The following is a 17,379-nucleotide window of genomic DNA, read 5'->3' as shown; positions in this document are numbered from 1 at the left end:
AATGGGTGCATGCGACACACCGAGTTCTGGGCGCGGCTCGAGCGCGCGGTGGGACGCGGCTACTACGAGGTGTGGGCCGACCAGTTCGTGATGTCCGAGCTCGGCGGCCGGACCGCCCGCGAGGCGCTCGACGCGGGCGTCTCGCCCAAGCAGGTCTGGGCCGCGGTCTGGTCCGCGCTGGAGCTCCCCGCCACCGAGAGGTGACCGACGCGTGACCGAGAAGTGAGCCCGCGCGCGTCCCATCGCCCCGGACCGGGCACCGTGGCGCCATGACCCGCGCAGACGTCGCCGTGATCGGCGGCACCGGCTTCTACTCGTTCCTCGACGACCCCGAGGAGGTGGCCGTCGAGACGCCCTACGGCGCGCCGTCCTCGCCCCTGGCGGTCGGGACCGTCGCGGGCCGGCGGGTGGCGTTCCTGCCCCGGCACGGGGCGGACCACGCCCACCCGCCGCACGGCATCAACTACCGCGCCAACGCCTGGGCGCTGCGCTCGCTCGGCGTGCGCCAGGTGCTCGCCCCCTGCGCGGTCGGCGGCCTGCGCGACACCGTCGCGCCCGGCGACGTCGTGGTGCCCGACCAGCTCGTGGACCGGACCCACCGGCGGATCGGCAGCTTCGTGGAGTCCGGTGCGGTGCACCTGCCCTTCGCCGACCCCTACTGCGGGCGGCTGCGGGAGACGGTGGTGAGCGCCGGCGACGGGATCGCCGACGGCGGCACGATGGTGGTCGTCGAGGGGCCGCGGTTCTCCACCCGCGCCGAGTCGCAGCACTACGCTGCGCAGGGCTGGGACCTGATCAACATGACCGGCGCGCCCGAGGCGGCGCTCGCCCGGGAGATGCGGCAGTGCTACGCCGCGATCGCGCTGGTCACCGACATGGACGCCGGCGTCGAGCACGGGTCGGGCGTCGGCCAGGAGGAGGTCTTCGCGCGGTTCCGCGAGAACCTCGAGCGCCTCAAGGGCCTGCTCGCCGACGTCGTCGCCGCGCTGCCCGACCCCGATGGCTGCTCGTGCAGCGGCTGGGCCGACGGCATCAACCTGACCTACGAGGTGCCGTGATGCGGGTCCTGCTCACCGGCTCGGCCGGGTTCATCGGCGCAGCGATCGGCCGACAGCTCGAGGAGCGCGGCGACGAAGTCGTGCGCGTCGACGTCATGCTCGACAACGCGCACGGGTCGGCCGAGCCGCCGGCCGGCACCCACGCCCTGGACGTGCGGGACGCGGGGGACTGGCCCGACCTGCTCGACGGGATCGACGTCGTCTGCCACCAGGCCGCGCTCGTCGGGGCCGGCGTCACGGTCGCCGACCTGCCGCACTACGCCGCCCACAACGACCTCGGCACCGCCGCGCTGCTCGCCGCCATGCACGAGGCGGGCATCGACCGGCTCGTGCTCGCCTCCTCGATGGTCGTCTACGGCGAGGGTCGCTACGCCTGCCCCGAGCACGGCGACCAGGTGCCGCCGCCACGCCGCCGCGAGGCGCTCGACGCCGGCGACTTCGAGAACCACTGCGCCACCTGCGGCCGTCCGCTGTCCTGGGAGACCGTCGACGAGTCCGCGCGCCTGGACCCGCGCAGCACGTACGCCGCCAGCAAGCTCGCCCAGGAGCACTACTCCGCCGCGTGGGTCCGGCAGGCCGACGCGGCCGCCGTGGCCCTGCGCTACCACAACGTCTACGGGCCCGGCATGCCGCGGGACACGCCGTACTCCGGCGTCGCGGCGATGTTCCGCTCCTCCCTCGAGCGCGGGGAGGCGCCGCAGGTCTTCGAGGACGGCGGCCAGGTCCGCGACTTCGTCCATGTCGACGACGTCGCGCGCGCCAACCTCGCCGCGATCGACGCCGTGGCCGGCGCGGCCGGCGGCTCCTTCGCGGCGTACAACGTCTGCTCCGGCGAGCCGGTCACCATCCTCGACGTCGCCCGGCTGGTCGCCGACGGCACGGGCGAGGCCTCCGGCCGGCGGATCGAGCCCGAGGTCACCGGCGGCTACCGCCTCGGCGACGTGCGGCACGTCGTCGCCTCGCCCGAGCGCGCCCGCGCCGAGCTCGGCTTCAGCGCCCAGGTGCGTCCCCAGGACGGCCTGCCGGCGTTCGCGACGGCTCCGTTGCGGGCGTAGCAGTCTGCCGGCGGAGGGCTGCAGGGGTCACCGGTCAACCGGTGACCCCTGCACATATCGGGGTAGATCTCCCCCGATATGTGCAGGACTGCCCCGAGATGTCTTCCGGGGAGCGGTCACCAGCTCGTGTAGAGCAGGTGCTGCACGACCAGCGCGAAGACCAGCTGCAGCCCGAGCCCCCAGCGCCGCCACCGCTCGGGAAGCAGCGCGGTCGTCAGCATCAGCCACGGCACGAACGGCAGCCAGATCCGCTCGACCTCGGCCTTGCTCATCCGCGACAGGTCGGCCGCGGCGATCGCCAGGAGGGCGGCACCCGCGAGCAGCACGACGACCCGCTCGTGCCGGAACGCGTCGCGGCCCAGCAACGCGAGGCCGGAGCCCAGCAGGGGGCCGGTGCAGACGAGCAGGGCGGCGAGGTTGCCCCACATCCAGTACGCCGCCGGGCGGTCGGCTGCGATGCCCTCCCAGTAGCGGTCGTGGAGCACCGGGTAGGCCTCCCACCACGCGAACCCGGCCGCCGCGAACCCCAGCACCACCACCAGTGCCGCGCCCGCCGCCACCGGTAGCGGCTGCCACGCGCGGCCGAGCACCAGCACCGCGACCGCGAGGAACCCGAGCAGCCCGAGCCCGTAGGACAGCATCACGCAGCAACCGAGCAGCAGCCCGGCCAGCGCCGACCAGGCGACCCCGGCGCGAGTCGAGCCGCCCGAGCCGCCCGAGCCGCGCCAGCGGGTCGCGCCCAGCGCCAGGCACAGCAGCCCGGCGGCCGCAACGGCGCCGAAGAGCGCGTCGGCCGAGACCGCCATGAAGACCGCGGCCGGCGCCAGCACGAGGAACGGCGCAGCCCGCCGGGCCGCCGCCTCCGCGCCGAGCACGCGCAGGGTCGCGAGCACCAGGGGAGCGGTGGTGGCGGCGAGCACCACGACGACCAGGGCCGCGGCCAGGTCGCCGCCGAGCCCGACCCGCACCAGCCCGACGAAGAACAGCAGCGCCAGCGGCGGGTGGCCGGCGACGTGGGTGGGCCAGTTGTCGGGCGCCGCGGAGTAGGGGATCCGGTCGACGTAGGTGCGCAGCAGCTCGCCGACGTCGTCGACCTCGCGGGCGGTCGGGAGGTACTCCACGTCGCTGCCCAGCACCCGGGTCAGCCCCGACTCGCCGTCCACCAGCGCGAGCGCGAGCATCCACCCCAGCCCCGCGGCGTACGCCGTGACGAGCAGGCGGCGCCACGGCAGCCGCTCGGCCAGCCCGGCGGCGTACCGCCACCCGAGCAGCGCCAGCACGACCGCGGGCAGGGTGCCCGGGCCGGCCCACTTCGGCTCCCACAGGCCGTGCAGCGGCGGGATCGCGAGGTCCGACATCGAGCGCGGTGCGCGGGGCCAGACCTGCCAGTCGGCGAATTGGGGTACTGCGAAGGCGACGGCGACCAGCAGCGCCGCGGCGAGCAGGCCGAGGCCGGCGCGGCGGGTCGCGGTCATGACCAGACCTTACGGAGTGCGTGTGACAGACGGTGCGACAGAGGGCGGCCCGCCCACGGTCGGCGGCAGCCCGGTGTGCGACCTCGTGCTGCCCTGCCGCGACGAAGCACCGGCCCTGGCCGCGCTGCTGCCGCGGGTCCCGTCGGAGTTCGCCGTGGTCGTGGTGGACAACGGCTCCACCGACGGCACCGCCGACGTCGCCCGCCGGCTGGGGGCGCGGGTCGTGACCGAGCCGGTGCCGGGGTACGGGGCGGCCGTGCACTCCGGCCTGCTCGCCGCCACCCGCGACCACGTGGCGTTCATGGACGGCGACGGCTCCTTCGACCCCGAGGAGCTGCTGCCGCTGCTCGAGGACGTGCGGTCGGGGCGGTACGACATGGCGGTCGGCCGCCGCCGTCCCGTGCGCCGCGGCGTGTGGCCGTGGCACGCGCGCGCCGGCAACGCGCTGATCCTGGCCTGGCTGCGCCGCCGCATCCACACCGACGTCCACGACATCGCACCCATCCGGGTCTCGCGCCGCGACGAACTCCTCGCGTTGGACATCCAGGACCGCCGCTTCGGCTACCCCGTCGAGCTGCTGCAGAAGGTGGCGCTCGCGGGCTGGCGCGTGTCCGAGCGCGACGTCTCCTACCACCCCCGCGCCGAGGGCACGCGCTCGAAGGTGTCCGGCTCGGTGCGGGGCACCGTGCGCGCCGCACGGGACTTCTGGAAGGTGCTGGACAGATGACCCGCGTCCTCGTCGTCGCCAAGGCGCCCGTGCCCGGGCTGGTCAAGACGCGGCTGGCCCGCGACATCGGCCCGGAGCGAGCCGCGGAGGTCGCGGCCGCGTCGCTGCTCGACACGCTGGCGGCCTGTGCTGACGCCGTCGGGCCGCAGCAGTGCCACCTCTCGCTCGCCGGTGACCTCGACGACGCCGTGCACGGTGAGCGGATCCGGCGCCGGCTGGCGGGCTGGTGGGTCACCCAGCAGGTCGGCGACGGCTTCGCCGAGCGGCTCGCGCACGCGCACGCCGAGGGGCCGGGACCGGTCGTGCAGGTCGGCATGGACACCCCGCAGGTCACCCCCGCCCTGCTCCTGGACGTCGCTGCCGGGCTGGCCGAGCACCCGGGCGTCCTCGGCCCGGCCGAGGACGGCGGCTGGTGGGTGCTGGCGCTCCGCGACCCCGCGGTCGCCCGGGTGCTGGCCGGTGTCGAGATGTCCACGCCGTCGACGTACGACGACACGCGGGCCGCGCTGGCAGACGCCGGAGTGCCGGTGGGGAGCGCGCCGGTGCTGCGCGACGTCGACACGCTCGCCGACGCGGAGGCGGTCGCCGGCGCGGCGCCGGAGACGCACTTCACCCACACCTGGCGGGCGGTGACCGCATGACCCTCTCCGACAAGCCCCTCACCACGGAGTCGTTCTCGACCGTGTTCTCCTCCGCCCTGCGCGGCCAGCCCTGCGCGGTGGTCGGGCTGAGCGACGTGCCCGAGCCGCTGCCGGTCGCGTCGTGGACCGCCGAGGCCGACGCCGACGACCTCGCGATCCTGGCCCACTGCGACGGCCCGACCCTCGACATCGGCTGCGGGCCCGGTCGGCTGGCCGCGGCCCTCGCCGGCCTCGGGCACGTCGTGCTCGGCATCGACGTCGTCCACGAGGCCGTCGGGCAGACCCGCGAGCGCGGCGTCGACGCCCTCCGCCGCGACGTGCTCGCCGACAAGCTCCCGGGGGAGGGCCTGTGGCGCACCGCGCTGCTGGCGGACGGCAACATCGGCATCGGCGGCGACCCGGAGGCGCTGCTCGCCCGCGCCGCAGGGCTGCTCGGTCCGGGCGGTCGCGTCGTGGTGGAGCTGGCTCCGCCCGGGGTCCGGCGGAGCTCGGCCTGGGCTCGTCTCCAGTGCGACGACGCGCTCAGCCGGCCCTTCCGCTGGGCGGTGCTGGGCATCGACGACATCGAGCCCGTCGCCGGGGCCGTCGGTCTGGACGTCCACGAGACCGCCGAGCACGGAGGCCGCTGGGTGGCGGTGCTGACGCCTCGACGGCCATCCGCGTCGTCGGCGCCGTGAGGGCGCCAGCACCCGAGGACTTCACCTCGCGGCTGCACGGCCCGGCGCTCGCCGCCCGGGTCGGCCCGGCCCTCGGTGTCTGCTTCGGCATCTGCTTCCTCACCGGACTGCTCAGCCACTACGCCCAGCAGCCCTCCCAGCCCGTGCCGTTCCCGCCCGGTCCCGCGTGGGGCTACCGGTTCACCCAGGGCCTGCACGTCGTCACCGGTACGGTCGCGGTGCCGCTGCTGCTGGTGAAGCTGTGGACGGTCTACCCCCGGCTCTTCGACCGGCCGGCGCGGCTCGACGTCCGGCACCTGCTCGTGACCGCGCTCGAGCGGCTCTCGGTGCTCGTGCTGGTCGCCTCCGCGGTCTTCATGCTGGCGACCGGGCTGGCGAACTCCGCCCAGTGGTACCCCTGGTCCTTCTCCTTCCGCACCACCCACTACGCCGTCGCCTGGGTGGCCGCCGGCTCGCTCGTGCTGCACGTCGGCATCAAGCTGGCGATCGTGCGCGACGAGCTGCGCCGGCCGCTCGAGCACGAGGCGCGCCCATCGGTCCTGACCCGGCGCGGCCTGCTCCGCTCGACCTGGCTGGCCGCCGGCGTCGCCGCTCTCGCCACCGCCGGGCAGGCCGTCCCGTGGCTGCGGGAGGTCTCGGTGCTCGGCGTCCGCTCCGGCGACGGACCGCAGGGGCTGCCGGTCAACAAGTCCGCCGCGGCCGCTGGGGTCACGGCGTCCGCGACCGCGCCCGGCTGGGCGCTCACCGTCACCCACGGCGACCGGTCGGTGCGGCTGACCCGCGAGGACCTGCTGGCGCTCGAGCAGCGCACCGAGGACCTGCCGATCGCCTGCGTCGAGGGGTGGAGCGCGTCGGGCACCTGGACCGGCGTGCGGGTGCGCGACCTGCTCGACCGGGTCGGCGCGCCGCGGGGGAGCGACGTGGTCGTCCGGTCGCTCCAGGAGTCCGGCCCGTTCCGCACCACGGTCCTCCAGGCCGGCTTCGCCGACGACGACCGCACGCTGGTCGCGCTGGCGCTCGGCGGCGAGCCGTTGGCCCTCGACCACGGCTACCCCGCCCGGTTGATCGCCCCGAACCGCCCCGGGGTCCTCCAGACCAAGTGGCTCGACCGGCTGGAGGTGTCGGCGTGACCGCGCGGGTCGCGCTCGGCGCGCTAGGCGTCGCGCTGACGGCGTACGGCGGGTGGTTGCTGGTGACCCGGGAGTCCGACCTGCTCGACGTCGCCACCTGGCTGGTCGCGGGGGCGGTCCTGCACGACGCGGTGCTGGTGCCGACGGTGCTCGTGCTCGGCGTGGTCGCGACCCGGTGGCTGCCGTGGGCGGCGCGCGGGCCGGCCGCCGCCGGGCTGGTCGTGCTCGGCTCGGTCACGCTGCTCGCGGTGCCGGTGCTGGGGCGGTTCGGCGCGCGGGCGGACAACCCCACGCTGCTCGACCGCGACTACACCGCCGGGTGGCTCGTGCTGGCGGGGCTGGTGCTGGCGGGGGTGGTCACTGCGACGCTGGTGCGCAGCCGGTTGGGGGCGCGGCGTGTCGAGCGGGGTTCGAACACGCGTTCGGGCTAGGTTGTGTGCACAGGCACGACGCGGAGCGAGGCCGTCCACAGCTCGCGACACGCTGACCAGGCGTTGTCGGTGGCTCGCTCTAGCGTCGGAGACGTGCCTGCAACCCGACGAGAGACGAGGAAGACCCCCATGGCTGGTGGAGACAACCGCGACAAGGCGCTGGACACCGCGCTCGCCAACATCGAGCGGCAGTTCGGCAAGGGCTCGGTGATGCGGCTCGGCGACGAGACGCGCGCCCCGCTCGAGGTGATCCCGACCGGGGCCATCGCCCTGGACGTCGCCCTCGGCCTCGGCGGCCTGCCGCGCGGCCGTGTGGTGGAGATCTACGGCCCGGAGTCCTCCGGCAAGACGACCGTCGCCCTGCACGCGGTGGCCAGCGCCCAGCGCGCCGGCGGCATCGTGGCGTTCATCGACGCCGAGCACGCGCTCGACCCGGAGTACGCCAAGAACCTCGGCGTCGACACCGACGCCCTGCTCGTCTCCCAGCCCGACTCCGGTGAGCAGGCGCTGGAGATCGCCGACATGCTGATCCGCTCGGGCGCGCTCGACCTGATCGTCATCGACTCGGTGGCCGCGCTCGTGCCCCGCGCCGAGATCGAGGGCGAGATGGGCGACAGCCACGTCGGCCTGCAGGCCCGCCTGATGAGCCAGGCGCTCCGGAAGATGACCGGTGCGCTCAACAACTCCAAGACCACCGCGATCTTCATCAACCAGCTGCGCGAGAAGATCGGCGTGATGTTCGGCTCGCCGGAGACCACGACCGGTGGTCGCGCGCTGAAGTTCTACTCCTCGGTCCGCCTCGACGTGCGTCGCATCGAGACCCTCAAGGACGGCACCGACATGGTCGGCAACCGGACCCGGGTCAAGGTCGTGAAGAACAAGGTCGCCCCGCCGTTCAAGCAGGCCGAGTTCGACATCATGTACGGCAAGGGGATCAGCCGCGAGGGTGGCCTCATCGACGTCGGCGTCGAGGCGGGCCTGGTCCGCAAGGCCGGCGCTTGGTACACCTACGAGGGCGACCAGCTCGGCCAGGGCAAGGAGAACGCGCGGAACTTCCTGCGCGACAACCCCGACCTCGCCAACGAGCTGGAGAAGAAGATCCTCGAGAAGCTCGGTGTCGGCCCGACCGTCGACGCCGAGGCCGACCTCCCGGCCGCGCCGGTGGGCGTCGAGGACTTCTGAGCGGGACGCTGAGGAGGGCTGGTGCCCGACTTCCGCGACGACCGGCCACCCCCGTCGTGGCTCGGTGACGTCTCCGACGGGGTGGACGCGTGGACCCAGCGCGCGTCCGCCCCGGAATCCCGGCCCGTCGACTCCCGGCCGTTCGAGGAGGTCGCGCGGCGACCGTCTCGAGACCCGGCGAGCAAGCGGGCCAGGCGCACCACCGGCACCCGCCGCGGCCGCGGCCGCCGCGACCCGGACGGGCCACCGCCCGAGGACCCCGTAGCCGCCGGCCCGCCAGCCGACCCGGAGGCGGTGGCCCGCAAGATCCTGCTCGACCAGCTGACCGGCCAGGCCCGCTCCCGCCAGCAGCTGGCCGACAAGCTCGAGGCCAAGGACGTGCCGGCCGACCTCGCGAACCGGCTGCTCGACCGGTTCGAGGAGGTCGGGCTGATCGACGACGAGGCCTTCGCCCGGTCCTGGATCGCCAGCCGCGGCTCGGCGGGCTCCGGCGGCGGCCGCCTGCTGGCCAAGCGCGCCCTGGCGCAGGAGCTGCGCCGCAAGGGCGTGGCCGACGAGGTCGCCCGCGAGGCGCTGGACGACATCGACCCGGCCGACGAGGAGGCCGCGGCGCGCGCGCTGGTCCGCCGCAAGCTCCGCTCGCTGGCCCGCGTCGACGACGTCACCGCCACCCGACGGCTGGTCGGCATGCTCGCCCGCAAGGGGTACGGCGGCGGGCTGGCCTACGCCGTCGTCCGCGACGAGCTCGCGCAAGCCGGCCGCGACGAGCCGGACGAGCTGCCCGACCTCGACTGACCGGCCGGCCGGCGATCGGGCCGGAAGCCGAACGGGCCGGGCACCGGCCGATGCCGGGTGCCCGGCCCGTCAGGCCGGTGTTGCTGCTGGGGGCCGGTCTGGTGACCAGACGCCGCTCAGTAGCGGTAGGTCGTGCCCTTGATCTTGGTGGCGGCGAAGCCCTTGCTGCCCTTGAAGGTGATCTGCCAACGGAACTTCGCGCCGCGGCGACCCGGCGCCGGCAGGACGACGCGGAAGCGGCCCTTGTTGCTCGAGGCGGCGGTGCGGAACTTCTTCCACTTCTTGCCGACCTTCTTCTTCACGATGATCTTGACCTTCGCCTTCGGGCTGAGCTTGCCCTCGAAGCCGGTCTTGCGGCCGCTGATGCCGTTGATGTCGACGTCGCGCTGGGCCTTCACCGAGCTCTGGGCCGACGCCGGGGCGTACTCGGCGTTGCCGGCGTAGAGCACCCGGTAGGAACCCGTGCCGAGGACCTTGACGGTCTTGTAGAGGTAGGCGGAGGTCGAGGTCGCGATGGTCTTCCAGGTCTTGTTGCCCTTCAGCTTGCGCTGGACGGTCAGGCCGCCGTCGTAGACCTGCTCGCCGGCGGCGTCGGCGACGTTGATGGACAGCGAGATGGTGTCGCTCTTGTAGACCGCGGCACCCTTCCCGGAGTACTTGTTCACGTGAAGCCAGGAGCGGCCCTCGGAGCCGCTGACGATCTGGGTGGCGGTCGCCGCCGCTGCGGGAGCGGAGGTGGCGACGACGGCGGCGGTCGGAGCGATGAGGCCGGTCGTGACGACGGCGGCGAGGAGGCGACGTACGCGCAAGGCGGTGTCCTGTTCTGTTCTTCGTGTCGTGGGTGGGGGCGGCGTCCCGAGCCGCTCGCCACTCCTACCTCCGCCCCGCGCCCCCCAAACCCCACCAGCCCGCCTGGTCCCACGACGGCCGCTGTCGTCTACGCTGCGCCGGTGCTGCCCGTGGTTCCGGTGACCCGCTACGTCACGCCGCTGCGTGAGGGCGGGAGCCTGCCGGGGATCGTGGAGGCCGAGGACCTCGGCACCTACGTCATCAAGTTCCGCGGCGCCGGCCAGGGCGTCCGGGTGCTCGTCGCCGAGGTCGTCGTGGCCGAGCTCGCCCGCCGGATCGGCCTGCGGACGCCGCGCCTGGTCGTGCTCGACCTCGACGCGGAGATCGCGCGGTACGAGGCCGACGAGGAGGTGCAGGACCTGCTCGTGGCGAGCGTCGGCCTGAACCTCGGGGTCGACTTCCTGCCCGGCTCGTTCGGCTTCGACGGCGAGGTGGGCGGGGCCGGCGGCGACGACGCGGCGAAGGTGCTCTGGCTCGACGCGTTCTGCGCGAACGTCGACCGCAGCTGGCGCAACCCCAACCTCCTCGTCTGGCACGGCGAGCTGTGGGTGATCGACCACGGTGCGTCACTGTACTTCCACCACGGCTGGCCGGGCGGGGCGCTGGAGAAGGACGGCGCGGCCGAGCGGTTCGCCGCACAGCCGTGGCGGATGGACGACCACGTGCTGGCCGCGCACGCCGACCGGCTGCCCGCCGCCGACGCCGAGATCGCGGGGCTGCTCGGCCCCGACGACCTGCCCGAGGTGCTCGCGCTGGTGCCGGACGCCTGGCTCGAGCCGGTGCCGGGGGCGGAGACGCCCGAGCAGGTGCGGGCGGCGTACGTCGCGTTCCTGTCCGCCCGGCTGGGCACGCGCGCGTGGCTGCCCGGCGCCGGGGGAGCGGCCCGATGAGCCGGCTCGCCTACCAGTACGTCGTCCTGCGCTGCGTCCCGCGCGTGGACCGCGAGGAGTTCCTCAACGTCGGGGTCGTCGTCTACTGCCAGGCCGCCGACTTCCTCCAGGTCGCCTGGCAGGTCGACGACGACCGGTTGCGGGCGCTGGACCCGCGCATCGACGTGGCCCAGGTGCGGGACGCCCTGCGGTTCGTCGAGGGCGTCTGCGCCGGGGACGAGCGCGGGGGAGCGGCAGCCGGCCACCCGATCGGCCAACGGTTCGGCTTCCTCAAGGCGCCCAAGAGCACGGTGATCCAGCCGGGACCGGTGCACGGTGGCGTCACCCCCGACCCCGACCAGCAGCTCGCGCACCTGCTGGGCTGCCTCGTCGGCTGAGGGCAGGCTCCCGTGCTCAGTCACCTGCGCATCGAGATCGAGCGCGGCGTGCCGAACTACCCCGAGGTCCACCTGCTCGTGGACGGGGAGCGCGTGCTCGAGGTGGACGGCAACAGCGCGGCCAACGACCCCGCCGACATCCTGGACACCGGCGCGCTGGTGCCGACCGACCCGCCGACGCGGGTGGCGTTCTACGGCTGCGGCTGCGGCACGTTCGGCTGCTCGGTGGTCGCCGGGCTGGTACGCCGGCGGGGCGACACGATCAGCTGGAGCGACTTCCGCACCATCACCGGCGCCTACCACTCCGCCCTGCCGGAGCCCGGGGACCGGCCCGACCCGCTGGGTCCGGTCGCGGCGTTCCCCGATGCCGACGTCTTCCACCGCTCCCACGACCTGCCGACGATCCGGTTCGATGCCGGTCAGTACCTCGCTGCGGTCGAGGCCGCGACCGCGGACCGGTCCTGGGAGACACGGCCCCGGGCGGTCCTGCGCCACCTGCGCGCGCTCCGCCCGGACCTCCACGCCTACGCGCCGAGGGCCGGCGACGCGGTCCACCTGTCCTTCCACGCGGGAAGCATGATGGACGGGGTCGACGTGCCGGTCCCGGCCGGCCCGCCCGAGCAGCTCGCGGCGGCGCTCGTCGGGCTCCTCGAGGCGGGGATCCACCCGCGGCGCATCGCCGTGCCCGGGGTCTGGACAGCGGCCCACCACTGACGGGCCTCTGCGGTCCTTCTCACCCGGGGTGTGGCGTGGGAGGGTGCAGGCGTGCTCAGGACCCTCGTCGCGGCCGCCGCGACCACCGCTCTTCTCGCCGTGGCAGCGAGCCCCGCCCACGCCGCGCGGATCGAGATCGACGACCCGAAGGGCGACACGCCGGGCGGCAAGCGGCTCGACGTCGTCGGCGTGCGGATCCACAACGAGGACGACCGCGTCGTCGTGCGGGTCGCCTTCGCTGCGGAGCGCAACGGGGACCTCATCGTCAGCATCGACCCCCGCGGCGCGCGCGGCCTGCGCCTCGTCGCCGAGAAGCGTGGTGAGCCGGGAGGTGACGGCACGATCGACCAGTACCTCGTGCCCGGCGCCTTCACCGACACCACCACGGGGCCGAGCCCGGTCACCTGCACCAGCTACCGCCTGCGGTGGAACGGGGACGTCGCCCGGATGGTCATGCCGTCGGACTGCCTGCACGACGGCGACTACGGCGCGATCCGCGTGGCCGTGCTGACCGAGAACGGCGCGGGCGACTCCGACTACGCACCGGGCGACCGGGGCGCGACCCGGTGGATCGCCCGCGGCTGACCCGCGCGGGAGGGGCTGCGCGGGCGGTTCCCTGCTAGGCGAGCTCCAGACCGCCGGTGAGGGCGGCCCAGGCCCGCTCCAGCTCGGCGAGGTACGGCCGGTGGTCGAGGTCCTGGGCCCGCAGCCAGTCGTCGTCGGCGAAGGTGGAGGCGTACCGCTCGGAGCGGTCGCACATCAGCGTGACGACGCTGCCGGCGCCCTGGGTGGTGCGGACCTCGAGCGCGAGCTGGAGCGCGCCGTAGAGGTTGGTCCCCGTCGACGGTCCCGCCTGCATCCCGAACCGCTCGGCGAGGAAGCGCATCCCCGCCGCCGACGCCGCGTCCGGCACGCCCAGCATCCGGTCGACCACCCCCGGCACGAACGACGGCTCCACGCGCGGGCGCCCGATGCCCTCGACCCGGGAGCCCACGGCTGCGGCGGCGCCGGCCGGATCCCCGGCGTACGACGGCAGGAACGCCGACCCCTCCGGGTCGACCACCGCGACCTGCGTGGGCAACCCGCGGTAGCGGACGTAGCGACCGATCGTCGCGCTGGTGCCGCCGGTGCCTGCCCCGACGACGATCCAGTCCGGGACCGGACGCTCCTCGCGGGCGAGCTGGGAGAAGATCGACTCCGCGATGTTGTTGTTGCCGCGCCAGTCGGTGGCCCGCTCGGCGTTGGTGAACTGGTCGAGGTAGTGCCCGCCGCACTCCTCGGCGAGCCGCTGCGCGGTGGCGTACACCTCGCCCGCGTCGTCGACGAGCTCGCAACGGCCGCCCTCGCGCTCGATCAGCGCGATCTTCCCGGGGCTGGTCGTCCGGGTCATGACGGCGACGAAGGGCAGTCCGAGCAGGCGGGCGAAGTACGCCTCGCTGATCGCGGTCGACCCGCTCGAGGCGTCGACGAGCGTGGTGCGCGGGCCGATGTCACCGTTGCACAGGCCGTAGAGCACCAGCGACCGCGCGAGCCGGTGCTTGAGGCTGCCGGTCGGGTGGGTCGACTCGTCCTTGAGGTAGACCCCGACCGGTGCGCTCGCGGGCGCCGGCAGCCGCAGCAGGTGCGTGTCGGCGCTGCGGTGCGCGTCGGCGTCGAGCCGTCCGACCGCCCAGCTGACCCAGGCCCGCGCGGAGGTGTCGCAGCGGACGACGCTGTGCAGTCCTGGCAGACCGGGCAGCCCGGTCAGGGAGGGGGTGCCGGCCGGCGGGGTGGCGTCCATGTCCCGAAGGGTAGGGCCGACCCCGGCCGGTCAGGTCAGACGGGGACGAGCTCGACGGCGCCGACGGCGTACCGAGCGAGGACCGTGCGGGCGACCTCGGGGTGGGCGCCGAGCGGCTCGGAGACAGCGACGGCGCCGGCCTCGAGGGCGAGCTCGGAGACCCGGTCCGGCAGGAAGCCGGGCGCGAGGAAGAGCGACGCGACCGCGATGTGGCGGCGGCCCTCGGCCCGGAACGCGCGGACGGCCTCGCCGGCGGCCGGCGGGGCGGCCGAGGCGAAGGCGGCCGTGACCGGCAGCTTGTGGTGCGCGCCCCAGAGCCGGGCCAGGCGGGCGACCGACTGGTTGGCCAGCGCGTCGGAGGTGCCGGCGGCGGCCAGGACGAGCGCGTCGAGCTCGCGGACCCGGGCGGCGCGGAGCGCGTCGCGCATCCGCTCGTCGAGCACCTCGAGGAAGCGCGGCTCGAGCCCGAGCACGTCGGTGGCGCGGACCTTGAGGCCGGGGTGCCGCTCGGTGACCTCCGCGATCGCGCGGGGGACGTCGACGGTCGCGTGGTAGGCCTCGGTGAGCAGCAGCGGCACGACGACGATCTCGTCGTGGCCGGCGCGGACGAGCTTGTCGACGACCTTGCCGAACGTCGGCTTCGACAGCTCGAGGAACGCCGGCTCGATCCGCAGGTCCGGGCGCATGGCGCGGACCTCGCCGACGAGGGCGGTGATGGTGGCGGCGGAGCGCGGGTCGCGGCTGCCGTGGGCCAGCGCGACGAGGGCGGGAGCGGTCATGACGACGGCCTCCTTCGAGACGGTGCGGCGACGGGGGAACGACCGACCACGCTGTCGGGGGTCCGGGAGTTGAGGGAGCGGCGGCGGGTGGTCACGTGTGGATCCCGCACTCGGTCTTGGTGGTGCCGGCCCAGCGGCCGCTGCGCGGGTCCTCGCCGGGCGCGACCCGGCGGGTGCACGGGGCGCAGCCGATGGAGGGGTAGCCGTCGTAGACGAGCGGGTTGACGAGCACGCCGTTCTCGGCGATGTAGCGGTCCATCTGCTCGTCGCTCCAGCGTGCGAGGGGGGAGACCTTGACCTTGCCCTTCCTGGCGTCCCACCCGATGACCGGCGCGATCACCCGGTTGTGGGTCTCCGCGCGGCGCAGGCCGGTCGCCCAGGCGTCGTACCCACTCAACGCGTCGGCCAGGGGCTGGACCTTGCGCAGCTTGCAGCACAGGTCCGGGTCGGTCCGGTAGAGGTCCTCGCCGTGCGCCGCGTCCTGCTCGGCCACGCTCTGCACCGGCGTGATGGTCAGCAGGTTGACGTCCATCGTCGCTGCGACCGCGTCCCGGGTGCCGATGGTCTCGACGAAGTGGTAGCCGGTGTCGAGGAAGACCACGTCGATCCCGGGCACCACGGTCGAGGCCAGGTGCGCGAGCGCGGCGTCGCCCATCGAGGAGGTGATGCAGAACCGCTCGCCGAAGGTCGCGGCGGCCCACTCGATGATCACCTCGGCCGGCGCCAGCTCCAGCTCGGCGCCCCAGTGGGAGACCAGCTCGCGCAGCTCCTCGGGCGTGCGGCCCTCGGTCTGGATGCCGCGCGAGTTGCGGGCCGTGGTGGTCGTGACGCTCACGAGACCACCCCCGGGGTGCCGGGGCGGACCAGGCCGAGCATCCTCAGCGAGAAGGCGCGCAGGCAGCCACGGCACTCCCAGGTGCCGTGCGGGCTGCTGACCTCGCCGGTCTCGGAGACGACCTCGTGCGGGCGCAGGTCCTCCTCGCCGCAGAACGGGCAGTGGTACGGCGTTCCTGCGCGCTCGCTCATGACGCGCTCGCCGCCAGCTGGCGCTCGCCGCGCAGCAGCTCCTCGTCGGCGCGGTGCACCCAGGCCGAGAAGGTCTCGCCCTCGGTGCGGTCCGCGAGGAAGTTGGTGACCACCACGGTGATGTAGTCGTCCAGCCCGGCGCTGGTGACCTTGTGCGCCCGCAGCTTGCGGCCGAAGTTGGCCTCGAGCCCGGTCGCGCCACCGAGGTGCACCTGGAAGCCCTCGACCTGCTCGCCGTCGTGCATCACCAGCTGGCCCTTGAGCCCGATGTCGCCGACCTGGGTCCGCGCGCAGGCGTTGGGGCAGCCGTTGACGTTGACGGTGATCGGCGTGTCCAGCTCCGGGAAGCGCTCCTCGAGGGAGTCGACGAGACGGCGCGCGCGCTCCTTGGTGTCGACGATCGCGAGCTTGCAGAACTCGATGCCGGTGCAAGCCATCGTGTTGCGCCGCCAGTTCGACGGCCGGGCCGACAGCCCGATGACGTCGAGCGCCTCGACGACCTGCTCGACCGCGGCCGGCTCGACGCCGATCAGCACGATCTTCTGGTACGGCGTCAGGCGGGCGCCCGCGATGCCGTGCGCGTCCATCAGGTCGGCCAGCTGCGCGAGCATCGTGCCGGAGACCCGGCCGGCGGTGGGCGCGACGCCGACGTACTTCTTGCCGTCCTTCTGGTCGTGCACGCCGATGTGGTCGCGGTGGCCGACCGGCGAGACGGGCGACGGGTTGGAGACGAGCTCACGCTGGAGGTACTCGGTCTCGAGCACCTCGCGGAACTTCTCCACGCCCCAGTCGGCGACGAGGAACTTCAGCCGCGCCCGCGAGCGGAGCCGGCGGTAGCCGTAGTCGCGGAAGATCGAGGCCACGCCCTCCCACACGTCCGGCACGTCGTCGAGGGGGATCCACACGCCGAGCTTCTGCGCGAGCATCGGGTTGGTCGAGAGGCCGCCGCCGACCCAGAGGTCGAAGCCAGGACCGTGCTCGGGGTGGACGGTGCCGACGAAGGAGACGTCGTTGGTCTCCGGGGACACGTCGTGCGAGGGGTGGCCGGTCACGGCGGTCTTGAACTTGCGCGGCAGGTTCGAGAAGTCGGGGTTGCCGATGTAGCGGCGGAAGATCTCGTCGAGGGCGGGGGAGCCGTCGATGATCTCGTCGGTGGCGACGCCGGCGACCGGCGAGCCGAGGAACGGCCGCGGCGAGTCGCCGCAGGCCTCGAGCGAGCTCAGGCCGGCCTCGTCCAGCCGGTCCCAGATCGTCGGGACGTCCTCGACCCGGATCCAGTGGTACTGGATGTTGGCGCGGTCGGTGACGTCGGCGGTGTCGCGGGCGAAGTCCTGGCCGATGGTGCCGAGCGCGCGGACGGCGGCGGGGGAGAGGAGCTTGCCGTCGGAGCGGACGCGCAGCATGAAGTAGCGGTCGTCCAGCTCCTCCTCGGGCACCGTCGCGGTCTTGCCGCCGTCGAAGCCCGGCGCACGCTGGGTGTAGAGCCCCATCCAGCGGAAGCGGCCGCGGAGGTCGGCAGGGTCGATCGAGTCGAAGCCGCGCTTGGCGTAGATGTTGATGATCCGCCCGCGGACGTTCAGCGGGTTGTCGTCCTTCTTGGACTGCTCGTTCTTGTTGAGCGGCTCCCGGTAGCCCAGGGCCCACTGGCCCTCACCGCGCTTCGGTCGGGGCTTGGGCGCAGGGCGGGCGGGGGTCTCGGTCACGGGTGTGTCCTTCGCGCTGGGGTGCGGCGCGGCCCTCGGAGGGCGGCGCGGCGGGAGGTCTGCGGGCTTCGGTGTCGTCAGCGCTGGCGA

Annotated in this window: 21 protein-coding genes; 14 read left to right on the top strand and 7 right to left on the bottom strand. The window is 74.2% G+C overall.

Annotation, left to right across the window (positions count from 1 at the left end; all coding sequences use genetic code 11):
* Window positions 1-9 precede the first annotated feature (9 nt).
* The 3 genes from H7344_RS06435 to H7344_RS06425 all read left to right on the top strand — a co-directional run bounded on the left by H7344_RS06435 (window position 10) and on the right by H7344_RS06425 (window position 2,113).
* Complete coding sequence (locus H7344_RS06435) at window positions 10-204, top strand: DUF3046 domain-containing protein (RefSeq protein ID WP_186345194.1); 195 nt, start codon at window positions 10-12, stop codon at window positions 202-204.
* Window positions 205-269: 65 nt separating this feature from the next.
* Complete coding sequence (locus H7344_RS06430) at window positions 270-1,058, top strand: S-methyl-5'-thioadenosine phosphorylase (RefSeq protein ID WP_186345193.1); 789 nt, start codon at window positions 270-272, stop codon at window positions 1,056-1,058.
* A complete protein-coding gene (locus tag H7344_RS06425) occupies window positions 1,058-2,113 on the top strand; it encodes an NAD-dependent epimerase/dehydratase family protein (RefSeq protein ID WP_186345192.1) in 1,056 nt (351 codons plus the stop codon). The genes H7344_RS06430 and H7344_RS06425 overlap by 1 nt, the downstream gene beginning before the upstream one ends.
* 116 nt (window positions 2,114-2,229) lie before the next feature.
* Here H7344_RS06425 and H7344_RS06420 read toward each other — a convergent pair whose 3' ends face one another.
* Window positions 2,230-3,588 carry a hypothetical protein gene (locus H7344_RS06420; protein ID WP_186345191.1) on the bottom strand — a complete coding sequence of 453 codons (1,359 nt, stop codon included), beginning with the start codon at window positions 3,586-3,588 and terminating at the stop codon, window positions 2,230-2,232.
* 73 nt (window positions 3,589-3,661) lie between these two features.
* Between H7344_RS06420 and H7344_RS06415 the strand changes: the two genes are divergently transcribed.
* From H7344_RS06415 to H7344_RS21090, 7 genes are all read left to right on the top strand, one after another.
* A complete protein-coding gene (locus H7344_RS06415) occupies window positions 3,662-4,315 on the top strand; it encodes a glycosyltransferase family 2 protein (protein ID WP_268238546.1) in 654 nt (217 codons plus the stop codon).
* On the top strand, window positions 4,312-4,956 hold the full coding sequence (locus H7344_RS06410; protein ID WP_186345189.1) for a TIGR04282 family arsenosugar biosynthesis glycosyltransferase: 645 nt from the start codon (window positions 4,312-4,314) through the stop codon (window positions 4,954-4,956). Before H7344_RS06415 ends, H7344_RS06410 begins: the two co-directional genes overlap by 4 nt.
* Window positions 4,953-5,633, top strand: coding sequence for a class I SAM-dependent methyltransferase (locus tag H7344_RS06405; protein WP_186345188.1), 681 nt, complete (start codon window positions 4,953-4,955; stop codon window positions 5,631-5,633). Before H7344_RS06410 ends, H7344_RS06405 begins: the two co-directional genes overlap by 4 nt.
* Complete coding sequence (locus H7344_RS06400; RefSeq protein ID WP_186345187.1) at window positions 5,630-6,763, top strand: molybdopterin-dependent oxidoreductase; 1,134 nt, start codon at window positions 5,630-5,632, stop codon at window positions 6,761-6,763. The genes H7344_RS06405 and H7344_RS06400 overlap by 4 nt, the downstream gene beginning before the upstream one ends.
* Window positions 6,760-7,194 carry a hypothetical protein gene (locus H7344_RS06395; protein ID WP_186345186.1) on the top strand — a complete coding sequence of 145 codons (435 nt, stop codon included), beginning with the start codon at window positions 6,760-6,762 and terminating at the stop codon, window positions 7,192-7,194. The genes H7344_RS06400 and H7344_RS06395 overlap by 4 nt, the downstream gene beginning before the upstream one ends.
* A 129-nt stretch (window positions 7,195-7,323) precedes the next feature.
* Window positions 7,324-8,376: a recombinase RecA gene (recA, locus tag H7344_RS06390; protein ID WP_186345185.1), complete on the top strand. Its 1,053-nt coding sequence runs from the start codon at window positions 7,324-7,326 to the stop codon at window positions 8,374-8,376.
* 21 nt (window positions 8,377-8,397) lie between these two features.
* Window positions 8,398-9,171: a regulatory protein RecX gene (locus tag H7344_RS21090; RefSeq protein ID WP_186345184.1), complete on the top strand. Its 774-nt coding sequence runs from the start codon at window positions 8,398-8,400 to the stop codon at window positions 9,169-9,171.
* A gap of 116 nt (window positions 9,172-9,287) precedes the next feature.
* Here the strand turns inward: H7344_RS21090 and H7344_RS06380 are convergent, their stop codons facing one another.
* Entirely contained in the window at window positions 9,288-9,980 is a 693-nt protein-coding gene (locus H7344_RS06380) for a hypothetical protein (protein ID WP_186345183.1), read from the bottom strand.
* 141 nt (window positions 9,981-10,121) lie between these two features.
* Between H7344_RS06380 and H7344_RS06375 the strand changes: the two genes are divergently transcribed.
* Genes H7344_RS06375 through H7344_RS06360 form a run of 4 tightly spaced genes read left to right on the top strand, consistent with a single transcriptional unit; the run spans window position 10,122 to window position 12,586 of the window.
* Complete coding sequence (locus tag H7344_RS06375; RefSeq protein WP_186345182.1) at window positions 10,122-10,910, top strand: HipA family kinase; 789 nt, start codon at window positions 10,122-10,124, stop codon at window positions 10,908-10,910.
* Window positions 10,907-11,287, top strand: coding sequence for a DUF3037 domain-containing protein (locus H7344_RS06370; RefSeq protein ID WP_186345181.1), 381 nt, complete (start codon window positions 10,907-10,909; stop codon window positions 11,285-11,287). The genes H7344_RS06375 and H7344_RS06370 overlap by 4 nt, the downstream gene beginning before the upstream one ends.
* 12 nt (window positions 11,288-11,299) lie before the next feature.
* Window positions 11,300-12,001 carry a hypothetical protein gene (locus H7344_RS06365; protein WP_186345180.1) on the top strand — a complete coding sequence of 234 codons (702 nt, stop codon included), beginning with the start codon at window positions 11,300-11,302 and terminating at the stop codon, window positions 11,999-12,001.
* A gap of 51 nt (window positions 12,002-12,052) precedes the next feature.
* On the top strand, window positions 12,053-12,586 hold the full coding sequence (locus H7344_RS06360) for a hypothetical protein (RefSeq protein ID WP_186345179.1): 534 nt from the start codon (window positions 12,053-12,055) through the stop codon (window positions 12,584-12,586).
* Window positions 12,587-12,620: 34 nt separating this feature from the next.
* On the opposite strand, the gene H7344_RS06355 is transcribed toward H7344_RS06360, so the two are convergent.
* The 5 genes from H7344_RS06355 to H7344_RS06335 form a co-directional block, all read right to left on the bottom strand.
* Window positions 12,621-13,781 carry a PLP-dependent cysteine synthase family protein gene (locus H7344_RS06355; RefSeq protein WP_186345178.1) on the bottom strand — a complete coding sequence of 387 codons (1,161 nt, stop codon included), beginning with the start codon at window positions 13,779-13,781 and terminating at the stop codon, window positions 12,621-12,623.
* Between the two features lie 35 nt (window positions 13,782-13,816).
* Window positions 13,817-14,560: a sirohydrochlorin chelatase gene (locus H7344_RS06350; RefSeq protein WP_186345177.1), complete on the bottom strand. Its 744-nt coding sequence runs from the start codon at window positions 14,558-14,560 to the stop codon at window positions 13,817-13,819.
* A 91-nt stretch (window positions 14,561-14,651) separates the two neighbouring features.
* Window positions 14,652-15,395, bottom strand: a complete 744-nt coding sequence (locus H7344_RS06345) for a phosphoadenylyl-sulfate reductase (RefSeq protein WP_186345176.1) — start codon at window positions 15,393-15,395, stop codon at window positions 14,652-14,654.
* Window positions 15,392-15,586 (bottom strand): eL43 family ribosomal protein, encoded by a 195-nt coding sequence (locus H7344_RS06340; RefSeq protein WP_186345175.1) that lies wholly within the window; start codon window positions 15,584-15,586, stop codon window positions 15,392-15,394. The genes H7344_RS06345 and H7344_RS06340 overlap by 4 nt, the downstream gene beginning before the upstream one ends.
* Window positions 15,583-17,289: a nitrite/sulfite reductase gene (locus tag H7344_RS06335; protein WP_186345174.1), complete on the bottom strand. Its 1,707-nt coding sequence runs from the start codon at window positions 17,287-17,289 to the stop codon at window positions 15,583-15,585. Before H7344_RS06335 ends, H7344_RS06340 begins: the two co-directional genes overlap by 4 nt.
* Between the last annotated feature and the right edge of the window lie 90 nt (window positions 17,290-17,379).

This window comes from Nocardioides deserti, from assembly GCF_014266025.1.
GTDB lineage: Bacteria > Actinomycetota > Actinomycetes > Propionibacteriales > Nocardioidaceae > Nocardioides > Nocardioides deserti.
The sequence above is the reverse complement of the archived record's forward strand: the minus strand, read 5'-3'. Positions and strand labels throughout refer to the sequence as shown.